The organism is Streptomyces sp. NPDC050738, assembly GCF_040654175.1.
Taxonomy (GTDB): Bacteria; Actinomycetota; Actinomycetes; order Streptomycetales; family Streptomycetaceae; genus Streptomyces.
On the sequence record NZ_JBFAHN010000018.1, the window covers coordinates 80,045 to 92,505 of the forward strand.

12 protein-coding genes are annotated in these 12,461 nt (G+C 72.1%); 2 read left to right on the top strand and 10 right to left on the bottom strand.

Features of this window, described 5'->3' with window-relative positions; genetic code table 11:
- The first annotated feature begins 73 nt into the window (after window positions 1–73).
- Window positions 74–430, top strand: coding sequence for a group 1 truncated hemoglobin (locus AB0H78_RS32955; RefSeq protein ID WP_363238405.1), 357 nt, complete (start codon window positions 74–76; stop codon window positions 428–430).
- Here the strand turns inward: AB0H78_RS32955 and cobC are convergent.
- The 6 genes from cobC to cobM are packed head-to-tail and all read right to left on the bottom strand — an operon-like array spanning window position 420 to window position 6,698.
- Window positions 420–1,475 (bottom strand): Rv2231c family pyridoxal phosphate-dependent protein CobC, encoded by a 1,056-nt coding sequence (gene cobC / locus AB0H78_RS32960; RefSeq protein ID WP_363238406.1) that lies wholly within the window; start codon window positions 1,473–1,475, stop codon window positions 420–422. The two genes, AB0H78_RS32955 and cobC, sit on opposite strands and share 11 nt — an antisense overlap.
- Window positions 1,459–2,352: a sirohydrochlorin chelatase gene (locus tag AB0H78_RS32965; RefSeq protein WP_363238407.1), complete on the bottom strand. Its 894-nt coding sequence runs from the start codon at window positions 2,350–2,352 to the stop codon at window positions 1,459–1,461. Before AB0H78_RS32965 ends, cobC begins: the two co-directional genes overlap by 17 nt.
- Entirely contained in the window at window positions 2,349–2,921 is a 573-nt protein-coding gene (locus AB0H78_RS32970) for a precorrin-8X methylmutase (protein ID WP_363238408.1), read from the bottom strand. The genes AB0H78_RS32965 and AB0H78_RS32970 overlap by 4 nt, the downstream gene beginning before the upstream one ends.
- On the bottom strand, window positions 2,918–4,618 hold the full coding sequence (gene cobJ, locus AB0H78_RS32975) for a precorrin-3B C(17)-methyltransferase (RefSeq protein WP_363238409.1): 1,701 nt from the start codon (window positions 4,616–4,618) through the stop codon (window positions 2,918–2,920). The genes AB0H78_RS32970 and cobJ overlap by 4 nt, the downstream gene beginning before the upstream one ends.
- The gene (gene cbiE, locus AB0H78_RS32980) at window positions 4,615–5,877 is read right to left on the bottom strand and encodes a precorrin-6y C5,15-methyltransferase (decarboxylating) subunit CbiE (protein ID WP_363238410.1); all 1,263 of its coding nucleotides are present in this window, start codon (window positions 5,875–5,877) and stop codon (window positions 4,615–4,617) included. Before cbiE ends, cobJ begins: the two co-directional genes overlap by 4 nt.
- Window positions 5,874–6,698, bottom strand: a complete 825-nt coding sequence (cobM, locus tag AB0H78_RS32985; protein WP_363238411.1) for a precorrin-4 C(11)-methyltransferase — start codon at window positions 6,696–6,698, stop codon at window positions 5,874–5,876. The genes cbiE and cobM overlap by 4 nt, the downstream gene beginning before the upstream one ends.
- An 80-nt stretch (window positions 6,699–6,778) precedes the next feature.
- Between cobM and AB0H78_RS32990 the strand changes: the two genes are divergently transcribed.
- Window positions 6,779–7,501 carry a ZIP family metal transporter gene (locus AB0H78_RS32990; RefSeq protein ID WP_363238412.1) on the top strand — a complete coding sequence of 241 codons (723 nt, stop codon included), beginning with the start codon at window positions 6,779–6,781 and terminating at the stop codon, window positions 7,499–7,501.
- An 8-nt stretch (window positions 7,502–7,509) separates the two neighbouring features.
- Here the strand turns inward: AB0H78_RS32990 and cobI are convergent, their stop codons facing one another.
- From cobI to AB0H78_RS33010, 4 genes are all read right to left on the bottom strand, one after another.
- The gene (cobI, locus tag AB0H78_RS32995) at window positions 7,510–8,232 is read right to left on the bottom strand and encodes a precorrin-2 C(20)-methyltransferase (RefSeq protein WP_363238413.1); all 723 of its coding nucleotides are present in this window, start codon (window positions 8,230–8,232) and stop codon (window positions 7,510–7,512) included.
- 85 nt (window positions 8,233–8,317) lie between these two features.
- A complete protein-coding gene (locus AB0H78_RS33000; protein ID WP_363238414.1) occupies window positions 8,318–9,784 on the bottom strand; it encodes a cobyrinate a,c-diamide synthase in 1,467 nt (488 codons plus the stop codon).
- Window positions 9,778–10,374 (bottom strand): cob(I)yrinic acid a,c-diamide adenosyltransferase, encoded by a 597-nt coding sequence (gene cobO / locus AB0H78_RS33005; protein ID WP_363238415.1) that lies wholly within the window; start codon window positions 10,372–10,374, stop codon window positions 9,778–9,780. Before cobO ends, AB0H78_RS33000 begins: the two co-directional genes overlap by 7 nt.
- Complete coding sequence (locus tag AB0H78_RS33010) at window positions 10,374–12,380, bottom strand: putative cobaltochelatase (RefSeq protein ID WP_363238416.1); 2,007 nt, start codon at window positions 12,378–12,380, stop codon at window positions 10,374–10,376. Before AB0H78_RS33010 ends, cobO begins: the two co-directional genes overlap by 1 nt.
- Window positions 12,381–12,461 lie beyond the last annotated feature (81 nt).

Here is a 12,461-nt window from a genome sequence, read left to right on the forward strand (position 1 = left end):
GTGGCCCTCAACTCACCCGCATCATTCGCACGCACGTTCTGAATCCGGGGTTCCACCCGTACGCTCCCGTCCCATGGACACCATCTTTGAGCGCATAGGCGGAGCTCCCGCCGTGGCCGCGGTCGTCGACCTCTTCTACGAACGCGTGCTGGCCGACCCGGAGTTGAGCCCCTACTTCACCGGCGCCGACCTCGGCGCGCTCAAGGCCCACCAGCGCGCCTTCGTCGGCCAGGCGCTGGGCGCCACCGACCCGTACCCGGGCCGCGCCATGCGCGAGGCCCACGGCCCCCTCTCCATCAGGGGCGAGGACTTCGACCGGGTCGTCGGCCACCTCGCCTCCGCACTGACCGAAGCCGGCGTCGACGAGGCCACCATCGGCACGATCGCCGGGGCGCTCGCCCCGCTGAAGGCCGATATCGTCACCGGCTGACGTAGACCACCGCCTGGTCCAGGGCCTGCAGAAAGCGGTTCGTCGTCACCCGGTCGCGTACGGCAAGACGCAGCCACTGCGGCCCGAGCCCGGGAAAGGTGTCCCCGCGCCGGGCCGCGAAACCGAGCGCGCGCAGCCGCTCCCGCACCAGGTCGGCGCGGTCCACCCGTACGAGCACGAAAGGTCCCTGCGCCGTGTCCACGGCCCGCACCTCGTCGAACTCCGCGAGCCCCGCCAGGAGATGGGCCCGGTCGGCGGCGATCCGCAGTGCCGCGGCCTCGGCCTCCGCGAGCGCGGCCGGCTCCGAGCAGGCCTCGGCGGCGGTGAGGGCCGGGGTCGAGACGGGCCACAGGGGCTGTGCCCGCTCCAGGGCGGCGACGGTCGAGGGCTCGGCGAGTACGTAACCGATGCGCAGCCCCGCCAGCCCCCAGGTCTTGGTGAGGCTGCGCAGCACGACGAGCCCGGGCACGTCGGTGCGCCCGGCGAGCGCCTCACGCTCGCCCGGCACGGCGTCCATGAAGGCCTCGTCCACGACCAGCACCCGCCCGGGGCGGGCGAGTCGGACGATGTCCGCGGCCGGGTGCAGCACGGACGTCGGGTTGGTCGGATTGCCGACCACCACCAGGTCCGCGTCCTCGGGCACGGCCCCCGGATCGAGCCGGAACCCGTCCTCCTCGCGGAGCAGCACCCGCCCCACCGTGTGCCCGGCATCGAGCAACGCGGCCTCGGGCTCGGTGAATTGGGGATGCACGACGAAGGGCCGCCGTACGGAGAGCGCCCGCGCGATCAGCACGAACGCCTCCGCGGCCCCCGCCGTCAGCAGCACCCGCTCCACCGGCAGCCCGTGCCGCGCGGCGACCGCGGCCCGCGCCGCCCGCCCGTCGGGATAGGCGGCCAGCGAGGAGAGCGAGCCCGCGATGCGCTCGCGCAGCCAGTCCGGGGGAGTGCCGGTCCGTACGTTGACCGCGAGGTCCGTCAGATTCTGATCCCTGACCTCCACGTCGCCGTGGTGGCGGAGGTCGTGGCCGTCAGTGCGTATGTGCATGGTGGTGATTGTGGTGGCCGTCGTCGTCGGGGTGGAAGTGGGGCTGCTGTGCCAATCCCACCTTGTCCTCGAAGCCCGGCAGCGCGATGCGGTAGACGCAGGAGTCGCAGTTCATCCGGATGTCGCCCTTGACGGCTTCGCGGTACCGCTCCATGACCAGGTCGAGCAACTCATCGGTGGGGCCGATGACATCGGCGGAGCGCACCTCGGTGGCCGGATGTGTGCGGTCCCATTCCTCGGTCTGATGACGCACCCGGTCCGGCAGGATTCCGGTGAAGAGGAAGTACGGCAGCACGACGACCTTCCGTGCCCCGAGCGCCACGCACCGGTCCAGACCGCTGGGCACGTCGGGCGCGGCGAGCGAGACGAACGCCGTCTCCACGCCCGCGTAACCGCGCCCCTCCCACAGGAGCCGTGCCGCCTTGAACACCTCGGCGTTGGCGTCGGGGTCGGTGGAGCCGCGCCCCACGAGCAGCACGGTCACCTCCGCGCGCTCCAGCCCCTCGGTCACCTCGTCGATACGCCGCTCCAGTACGGCGAGCAGCCCCGGGTGCGGGCCGAGCGGACGCCCGTAGGTGTACGAGATCCCCGGGTGCCGCTCCTTCTCGCGCGAGAGCGCGGCGGGTATGTCTCCCTTGGCGTGCCCGGCCGACACGAGCATCAGCGGTACCGCGGCGAACCGCTTGACGCCCTGCTCGACGAGCTCGGTCACCGCGTCACCGAGCGGCGGCGGAGAGAGCTCGATGAAGCCGCCGGCGACGGCGATCTCGGGGTGCCTGGCACCCAGTTCGGCCACGAACGAACGGAAGGCTTCGGCCCCCGCTTCGTCCCGGGTGCCGTGTCCGGCGACGAGCAGTGCGGGCTGGGGGGTGGTCACGCGATCTCCTTGTAGAGCAGTGCGTTGAGGGCGGCGGCCGCGACCGCGGAGCCGCCCTTCTCGGAAATATTGCTGACGGCGGGCAGCCCGCTCTGGCGCAGGGCGGCCTTGGACTCGGCCGCGCCGACGAACCCGACGGGAAGCCCGATGACGAGCGCGGGCGCGGCATCGAGAACGAGCAGCTCTTCGAGGGCGGTGGGCGCGCACCCGATGACCCAGATGGCGCCTGGCCCCACCTGCTCGTACGCGAGGCGGATCGCATGGGCGGACCGGGTGAGACCGGGCGAGGCGACGCCGTCCTTGAGCCGGCAGACGACCTCACGCCGCGTGATCCCCGCGGCGACCATCTCGACATCGGCGACGACCGGGGCCCCGGCATGCAGGGCTGCGTACGCGACTTCGAGCGAGCGCTCGTCGCAGACCAGGTCCTTCGCGTACTCCAGATCGGCGGCCGAGTGGATGACCCGCTCGACGACGGCCCGGGTGAACGGCGCGAAGCCCGAGGTGTCGAGCCGCTCCCGCAACCGCCGGAAGGACTCCTGCTCGATGGGGTGCACGGTACGGGTCATTTCGCGGCCCCTGCCTGCCACCGGTAGCCGCGCGGCGTCACCATGCGGCCCGCGATCTCACGGGCCGCCGTATTGCCGACGACCACGACGGTCATCATGTCCACCGTCGTCGGGTCGAGCGTCCCCAGCGTCGTCAGCCGGCTGCTCTCGTCCACGCGCGAGGCGTTGCGTACGACACCGACCGGCGTGGTCGCGCTCCGGTGCTCCGCGAGAATGCCCAGCGCCTTCGGCAGCTGCCAGTCACGCCCCCTGGAACGGGGGTTGTAGAAGGTGACGACGATGTCCGCCTCGGCCGCCGCCCGCACCCGCCGCTCGATGACCTCCCACGGCGTGTGCAGATCGGAGAGGCTGATCGAGACATGGTCGTGGCCCAGCGGTGCGCCCAGGATCGCCGCGGCCGCCAGCGCCGCAGTCACCCCGGGAACTCCCACCACGTCGATGTCGTCGCTCGCCTCGGCCAGCGCGGGCGAGGCCATCGCGTACACGCCCGCGTCCCCGCTCCCGATCAGGGCGACCGCGTGCCCCTTGCGGGCCTCGGCGACCGCGGTACGGGCCCGCTCCTCCTCCGCGCCGAGCCCCGACTCCAGGACGGTGGTCCCCGGCCGGAGCAGATCGCGGATCTGGTCCACGTACTGATCGAGCCCCACCAGCACGGATGCCCGCCGCAACTCCTCCTTGGCACGCGGCGTCAGCAGATCCCGCGCCCCGGGCCCGAGCCCCACCACGGCGAGCCGCCCGCGCGGCACCCTGCGCACGACCGCGCAGGTCGCCATCGCGGGCAGCCCGTCGGGGCGGCTCGACTTCCGCTTCGGTACGAGGAGTTCACCGCCTCCGGCGAGCGCGGCGGCCTCCGCGACGGACGGCGTCCCGACGGCGGCCAGCGGGGCGCCCGACGGGTTGGGCACGTCGATACGGGCAAGGACGTCGGCCGCGTACGTACGCAACGGCACCCCCAGCCGTGCCGCGGCCCCGACGATCCCGGCCTCATCGGCCTTCGCGTCCACGGTCACCAGAGCGGCGACGCTCAGCGCGGAGAGCCCGGCCTCCGCGAGAGTCTCCTCGACGAGCCCGAGCACCTCCTCCACGGGCGCGCCCTTGCTCGCCCCGACTCCCACGACCAGGGAAGGCGGCCTCAACACGGCCTCCTGGGAGCCGAGTTCACCCACCCGGTCACTGACCCTCAGCACCACATCGGCGTCACCGTCGACCACCACGGGCAGCGGCGGCAGCGGCCACACCGCGTCCGCCCGCACCGCCACCGGCGCCCCGTCCAGGACGGCCCGGGTGACGGCCGCGACCGCACCCTCGACCGGCCACCCCAGCGTGTCGAGCCCGGGGATGTCGCGCGCATCGGTGGCCGTGGTCACCACGGGCGTGCACCCCAGCACGTCGCCGACCTCACCGGCCAGGACGTTCGCCCCGCCCTCGTGCCCGCCGAGCAGCGACACCGCGAAGCGGGAACCCTCGTCGACACAGACGACGCCCGGATCGGACGTCTTTCCTTCGAGCAGCGGCGCCACCAGCCGCACCACGGCACCCGTGGCGAGGAAGCACACCAGTTGCTCGCACTCCCCGAAGGCCCGCACCACGGCCTCCCGTACGGGGCCTTCGTAGACCCGGGTACGCCCGGGCCAGGCAGCGGCCAGCCGGTCGCGGGCGACCGCGCCCGCAGCCGTGGCGGAGATCAGGCCGATCACAGGTGTGCTCCTTCGACTTCATGGTCTGCGGGACGAAGCCCCCACAGAAGAAAGACCGGATTGGTGGCGGCGAGCCGCGTCACGTCCCCCGGCAGCGGCGCGAGCCGCGAGGACTGCAGCAGTACGCCGTCGGTCACCAGGCCTGCGCCCGCCAGGGCCGCCCGCACCTCGGGCACCCGGTCGAGCGCGGCCAGCGCCACCACCACACTCCGCCGGGCCCGCCGCGCGCACGCCGTCACGATGGCGGGCAGCTCGCGCCCGCCGCCGCCGATGAACACGGCGTCGGGTTCGAGGAGATCGGACAACACGGTCGGCGCGGCGCCGTGCACCGTCCGTACGTACACACCGTGCGCCTGCGCGTTGGCCTGGATCCGCTCCACCCCGTCGGCGGTCTTCTCCACCGCGACCGCGGCAGCCCCCAGCCGCGCGCACTCCACGGCCACGGAACCCGACCCGGCACCGATGTCCCACACCAGATCGCCCAGCCGGGGCCCCAGCTTCGCCAGGGCGAGCGCCCGCACCTCGAACTTGGTGATCATCGAGTCCCGGTGGCTGAACTCGCCCTCGTCCAGCGCCCATTGGCCAGGCCCGGCCGCAGGCCCTGCCACGGTCCTGGACGTCGGCGACAGGACCCGCTTCTCGTCCAGACAGAGCACCACGCTCACCGGGTCGGGCCACTCGCGCGCCAGGGCCTCCTGCGGCGACATCCACTCGACCCGCTCGCGCTCCGGATCCCCGAGCGCGGTGGCGACCACCAGGGTCCGCCCCGAGGCGTAGTACGCAAGAGGCGCCGCCAGCTCCGCGGGTCCCGCGCCGGGACCGGTCAGGACGGCCACCTTGGGATGCGCACGGCACACGTTCACGGCTGTCCGCAGATCACGCCCGTGCGCACTGACGACGACGGCGTCGTCCCAGGGCAGCCCGATGCGGGCAAAGGCGACGGCGACGGACGGCGCGGAGGGACGTACGTCCAGCGCCGCCGAACCGAAGCGCTCCGCCAACGCCCGTACGATCCCGAAGAATCCGGGATCCCCGGAGGCCAGCACGACCACCCGAGCGGCCTCGTCGCCCGCCACCTGCTCGGCCACGGCATCGAGGGCGGGCGCCAGCGGTCCGAGCACGATCCGCGCCACGCCCTCCGGCAGCCCGGCCGCCTCCAGATGACGCAGCGCGCCGACCACCAAGGTCGCCCGGTCCAGGGCCTCTTGGGCATCCGCACTCAGCGGAACCCCGGTTCCCGCCCCCAGAACGGCGATCACGAGGATGCCCTCTCGGCGCGCAGCGCGGCGCGTGCCGCCTTGTCGGCCTTACGGAAGCCGTGGAAGTGACCCGGGTGGTAGAGGTGCGACCGCGTCCCGGAGGCGGCGAGTGCGGGACCCACGAGGAACAAGGTGTGCTTCCACAGCTTGTGCTCCTTGACGGTGGCTTCCAGCGTCTCGATGGTGCACCGCAGCACCAACTCCTCGGGCCACGTGACCTGGTAGGCGATGACGACGGGCGTGGAGGTCGGATACCCGCCTTCCAGCAGCTCCTCCGTCAGCTGCCCCGAGCGGGCGGCCGACAGGAACACCGCCATCGTCGTCCCGTGCCGCGCGAACTCCCGCACCTCCTCACCCGGCGGCATCGGCGTCTTGCCGCCGCCGAGTCGGGTGAGGATCACCGACTGCGCGACCTCGGGGATGGTCAGCTCGCGCTGGGCGATGGCGGCCACGGCGGAGAACGAGGACACCCCAGGAATGATCTCGACGTCGAGCCCGATCGACGCACACCGGTCGACCTGCTCCTGCGTACCGCCCCACAGCGCCGGATCCCCCGAGTGGATCCGCGCGACCCGCAGCCCCTCGCGCACCGCCCGCTCGTACACGGCGACGACGTCCTCCAGGGACATCACCGCCGAGTCGAGGATCTCCGCGCCCTCCCGGGCGTGCTCGAGCACCTCCGCCTGCACCAGGCTCGCGGCCCAGATGACGACGTCGGCGTCCGCGATGGCCCGCGCGGCACGGAAGGTCAGCAGATCGGCGGCGCCGGGGCCGGCGCCGACAAAGGTCACCTTTCCGGTGGAGGCGGTGACATCGGCCATGGGAGGGGTCCTCTCGGGAACAACAAGACGGAGCGGGTCTGGACGTGCGGGATCGGTGCTCAATGGACTAGCAAGGGGGCATGGCGGTCTTCGTCGCGCTCGGCGCGTTCCTGATGACGCTGGTCGGCGGCTGGACGGCCCAGCGCGTCACCGACCGGCGCCACCTGGTGCTCGGGCTCGCGGGCGGCCTGATGCTCGGTGTCGTGGGCCTCGACCTGCTGCCCGAGGCCCTGGATGCTGCGGGCCAGGACGTCTTCGGCGTACCGGCCGCCCTGCTCCTGTTCGTCGCCGGCTTCCTCTTCGCGCACCTGGGCGAGCGTCTGCTCGCCGTACGGCAGGCGGCCCACGGAGCGAGCGACGAACGCGTCCCCCAGGTCGGCCTGACGGCGGCCTCGGCGATGGTGATCCACAGCCTGATGGACGGCGTGGCGATCGGCGCGGCCTTCCAGGTGGGCAACGGCATGGGCCTGGCCGTCGCGATCGCGGTGGTCACGCACGACTTCGCGGACGGCTTCAACACGTACACACTGACGAGCCTGTACGGCAACGCCCGCCGCAAGGCCCTGGCGATGCTCTACGCCGACGCGCTGGCCCCGGTGGTGGGGGCGGCCTCGACGCTGCTGTTCACCCTTCCGGAGCAACTGCTCGGCAGCTATCTCGGCTTCTTCGGCGGCGTGCTCCTCTATCTCGCAGCCGCCGAGATCCTCCCCGAAGCCCACCACGACCACCCGGCCCGCTCCACACTGCTGTTCACGATCGCGGGCGTGGCCTTCATCTGGCTGGTGGTAGGCATCGCGGGCTGACGGCGGCCTCACAGCTTGCCGCCGCGCTGCCCGTCGCGCCGGGCGGGCGCGATGAGGGTGGAGAGATACGGAAGGGCTTCGTCGCCCAGCTCGGAGGCGGGCCGTATGGACTCCTCGTCGAGACCGAGCGCGGAACCCCACACGGCGTCCTCGGTACGACCGGTCTCGCGCAGAGCGGTGGCCACCTCGCCGGCGAGCCGCCCGAACTTGTACGCGACGACGGTCCCGGGCCCTTCGAGAGCCTGCTTCAGAACGGCGGCCCCCGCGGTCACGGGCACCAGCGTCAGAGGCTCGGTCCCCTCGGTCAGCACCGCGCCACTGCGTGCGGCGAGATCCTGCATGGCGGTGATGCCGGGCACGGTCTCGACGACCAGCCCCGGGGTGGCGACGGTCTGCGCGAGATAGGTGAAGGTCGAGTACACGTTGGGGTCGCCGATGGTCGCGAAGGCGACGACATCGTGCTGCTCCAGCAACACCCGCACCCGCAGCCCGGCGGCATCCCAGGCGGCTTCACGGCGCGCACGGTCGGACCGCTCGTTGAGCGCGAAGACGACGCGCAGGACCTTCTCGGCCCCGACGTAATGCAGGACGGTGGCCTCGGCGCGCCCGCGCTCTCCGCTGTCCATGACGGGCACGACGACCACATCGGCGCCGCGCAGCGCGTTGACGCCCTTGACGGTCACCAACTCCGGGTCACCGGGCCCGACTCCGACGCCTATGAGCTTGCTCATCCCGCACACCTCTCGACGCTGTGTCTTCCCGGGGGACGACCCCCGGACCCCCGGCCTTCCAAGCAGGCCGCATCCGGCGACCCGCTCACTTCCTGCACCCCTCGACCAGACGCCGTGCAATGCCGGGCCGGGAGGCCCAGTGCGTATGCAGATAGCTCGCATGCACGCCCTGCTGTACGAACCCTTCGACCCGGCGCTCGGGCTGATGCAGCCCCCAGGCGGGCTGGGCCCCCGCACCCGGCTCCAGAACGGTCCGGTGAAATTCATGCCCCTGCATCCGCGTCCCCGCGACGGCCAGCGAACTGTCCGACACGGCAACGGCCTCGCGATACCCGAGCGTGAGCCGTTCCGACATCCGCCCCTCACCGTCGAGGACCCCGCACATCGGCTGCCCGTCGAGGGACCGCGACAGATAGAGCAGCCCGGCACACTCGGCGGCGACGGGAGCCCCGGAAAAGGCAAGCTCGGCAACGGCCTTACGGAGGGGCTCATTGGCGGAGAGCTCAGGAGCGAACACCTCAGGGAACCCGCCGCCGATGACCAACCCCCGTGTCCCGTCGGGCAGTTGCTCGTCGCGCAACGGATCAAAGGTGACGACATCGGCCCCGGCGGCGGAGAGGAGCTCGGCATGCTCGGCGTAGGAGAACGTAAAGGCGGCCCCGCCGGCGACAGCGACGACGGGCCGAGCGCCCCGCGGTTGCGAGCCGGTATCGGCAAAATCAAGCCCGTCCGGCGATTGAGGACCGGGGTCTGGGGCGGAGCCCCCCACGCGGCGGAGCCGCACAGTGTCTCGCCGGGAAGGGGCGGGTAGGGGAAATCCCCCGTCCCCGACCCCGGCCTCCCACGCCGCCCCCGCCAAGGGAGGCGCAGTACGCGCCAACGCCAGCACAGCCTCCAGATCGCACCCCGCCCGCACCTGCGCGGACAGAGCCCGTACCGCCTCGACCGCAGAAGCCCGCCGCTCGGCAACCGGCACAAGCCCCAGATGCCGCGAGGGAGCAGCGACGGACTCCACCCGCCGCAACACCCCAAGGACCGGCACCCCGGACTCCTCCAGAGCCTCCCGCAGCAACGCCTCATGCCGATCGGAGGCGACCTTGTTCAGGATCACGCCCCCGATCCGCACCTGCGGATCCCAGGAGGCGAACCCGTGCACCAGCGCGGCCACCGACCGCGACTGCGACGACGCGTCGACGACCAGCACCACCGGCGCCCGAAGCAGCTTCGCGACGTGCGCGGTCGATGCGAGCTCCCCACGCCCCGCAGCCCCGTCGTACAGCCCCATGACACCCTCGACGACCGCGAGATCGCACCCCGCCGCCCCATGGGCGAACAGCGGCGCGATCAACTCCTCGCCGCACAGAAAGGCATCAAGATTCCGCCCCACCCGCCCCGTGGCGAGCGAGTGATACCCGGGATCGATGTAATCGGGACCGACCTTATGAGGGGAAACAGCAAGCCCCCGCCCCGCGAAAGCCGCCATCAACCCCGTCGCGACCGTCGTCTTCCCGCTCCCCGAAGCCGGCGCCGCGACAACAATCCGAGCTACCACTCGATACCCCTCTGGCCCTTCTGACCGGCATCCATCGGATGCTTGACCTTCGTCATATCGGTCACCAGATCGGCGAGCTCAACCAACGGTTCAGGCGCACCCCGCCCCGTGATGACGACATGCTGAGTCCCGGGCCGCCCCCGCAGCACTTCCACCACCTCATCGACGTCCACCCACCCCCACTTCATCGGGTAGATGAACTCATCGAGGACGTACAGCCGATAGGTCTCCAGGGCCAGATCCCGCTTGACCTGCTCCCACCCTTCCCGGGCCGCGTCCTCGCTGCTCTCGATGTCGCGCTGGACCCAGGACCACCCCTCGCCCATCTTGTGCCAGGCGACGGTCCCGCCCTCGCCGCTCGCACCCAGTACGCGCAGCGCCCGCTCCTCGCCGACCTTCCACTTCGCGGACTTCACGAACTGGAAGACCCCGATGGGCCACCCCTGATTCCAGGCGCGCAGGGCGAGCCCGAAGGCAGCGGTGGACTTCCCCTTCCCGACCCCGGTGTGCACCACGACGAGCGGCCGGTTGCGCCGCTGCCTCGTGGTCAGCCCGTCGTCGGGTACGGACTCCGGCTGTCCCTGCGGCATTAAGCGGCCCTCCGATGGCTGCGGTTGCTGTCCTGCACATCCCTGACGAGCCCGGCGACAGCCTCGGCCCGCAATTCCCCCAGCGTCACGGCGGTCCCTCCGAGGTGCCGGGCAAGGTCCCCGGCGAGCCCGAGCCGCACGGGGCCCGACTCGCAGTCGACCACCACGGACGCCACACCCTCGGCCTCGTGCAGCCGCGCCGCACGCGCGGCGAGAGCGACCGGCTCGGGCCCTCCGGTGGCGCGCCCGTCCGTGACGACGACGAGCAGCGGCCGCCGCGAGGGATCGCGCATGCGCTCCACACGCAGTACGTCATGAGCCTTCAACAGCCCGGCGGCGACAGGCGTACGCCCCCCGGTGGGCAGCATTTCGAGCCGAGCGGCAGCAGCATCGACGGACGAGGTGGGCGGCAGCGCGACCTCGGCGTCCGCCCCCCGAAAGGAGATGAGCCCCACTTTGTCGCGCCGCTGATAGGCATCGAGCAGCAGCGAGAGCACGGCCCCCTTCACGGCGCTCATCCGCTGCCGGGCGGCCATGGACCCGGACGCGTCGACGACGAACAGCACCAGGTTCCCCTCGCGCCCCTCACGGTTGGCCTGCCGCAGATCGTCCCGCCGTACGACGAGTCCGCGCCCGGACCGCCCGCGCGCCCGCTGGTGCGGGGCTGCGGCCTGGATGGTCGCGGCCAAGTGGAGCTTGGTGAGGGCCCCTTGGGGCCGCCGGGCCCCAGTGGTCCGGCCGTGCTCGGTCCGCGCCCGGGACCGCCGCCCGGAGGCGCCTTCGCCCAGCCCCGGAACGCTCAGCGCCTTCGTACGAAACGGCTCCCCGGCCCGAACAGGACTCTGCTCCCCGGCGCCGGGCTGCCCACCAGGCGTGTCGCCCTGCTCCCCGCCACCCTGTGACGGCGTGTCGTCGCCCCCCTGCGGAGACTGCCCGCCACCGCCGGGCCCATCAGGATCGGGATCGGGCTCGTCGTCCCCACCCTCGCCATCGCCCCCGCTCGACTCCTGCAGAGTCTCGTCGAGCTTGTCCTCGTCAAGTCCCGGCGCATCAAAGGGATTGCGTCGACGCCGGTGCGGAAGGGCGAGCAGCGCGGCCTGCCGCACATCCTCGGCGATGACGTCCTCACGCCCGGCCCAGGCGGCGAGCGCACTCGCGGTACGGGCCATCACGATGTCGGCCCGCATCCCGTCGACCTCGAAGGCGGCACAGGTGGCGGCGATCTGCCGCAGGGCAGGATCACCGAGCCGTACGGCCGGAAGAAGCGCCCGCGCCGCGACGATCCGCGCCCTCAACGCCTCTTCCTCATCGGCCCACTTCAGGCCGAACGCGACCGGATCGTCGTCGTAGGCCAGCCGCCGCCGTACGACTTCCACCCGCAGATCGGGCTCGCGCGAAGCAGCCACCTCGACGGTCAGCCCGAACCGGTCGAGCAACTGCGGCCGCAATTCGCCCTCTTCGGGATTCATGGTCCCGACGAGCAGGAACCGGGCGGCGTGGCGTACGGAGACGCCCTCGCGCTCGACGTACGAGGCGCCCATGGCGGCGGCGTCGAGCAGCAGATCGACCAGATGATCGTGAAGGAGATTGACCTCGTCGACGTAGAGGATGCCGCGATGGGCATCGGCCAGCAGCCCCGGCTCAAAGGCCTTGACGCCCTCGGCGAGAGCACGCTCGATGTCGAGGGCCCCGACGAGCCGGTCCTCGGAAGCCCCCACAGGCAGCTCAACGGTCCGCGCCGCACGCGCCGCGCCATCGCCACCGTCGTGAGGCCCGTCGGGACAAGCGGGATCTGGGGAGTGGGGATCGCAGGAGAACCGGCACCCGGAAACAACGGAAACCTCAGGCAGCAGAGCGGAGAGGGCACGCACGGCGGTGCTCTTGGCGGTCCCTTTCTCGCCCCGTACGAGGACACCGCCGACCCGCTCGGAGACGGCATTGAGCAGCAGGGCAAGCCGAAGGTCGTCCTGCCCGACGATGGCGGTGAAGGGATAGGGGGTGCTCATGCGGTGGCCTCCTTGAGCAATGGGGGTGCATTTTCAAGCCGTCCGGCGATTGAGGATCGGGGGTCCGGGGTCAGAGCCCCC

Excerpts from the sequence above, each read along its gene's own strand:
- AB0H78_RS32955 (WP_363238405.1), top strand. The coding sequence starts at position 74 with ATGGACACCATCTTTGAGCGCATAGGCGGAGCTCCCGCCGTGGCCGCG.
- cobC (WP_363238406.1), bottom strand. The coding sequence starts at position 1,475 with ATGCACATACGCACTGACGGCCACGACCTCCGCCACCACGGCGACGTG.
- AB0H78_RS32970 (WP_363238408.1), bottom strand. The coding sequence starts at position 2,921 with ATGACCCGTACCGTGCACCCCATCGAGCAGGAGTCCTTCCGGCGGTTG.
- cobM (WP_363238411.1), bottom strand. The coding sequence starts at position 6,698 with ATGGCCGATGTCACCGCCTCCACCGGAAAGGTGACCTTTGTCGGCGCC.
- AB0H78_RS32990 (WP_363238412.1), top strand. The coding sequence starts at position 6,779 with ATGGCGGTCTTCGTCGCGCTCGGCGCGTTCCTGATGACGCTGGTCGGC.
- cobI (WP_363238413.1), bottom strand. The coding sequence starts at position 8,232 with ATGAGCAAGCTCATAGGCGTCGGAGTCGGGCCCGGTGACCCGGAGTTG.
- cobO (WP_363238415.1), bottom strand. The coding sequence starts at position 10,374 with ATGCCGCAGGGACAGCCGGAGTCCGTACCCGACGACGGGCTGACCACG.
- AB0H78_RS33010 (WP_363238416.1), bottom strand. The coding sequence starts at position 12,380 with ATGAGCACCCCCTATCCCTTCACCGCCATCGTCGGGCAGGACGACCTT.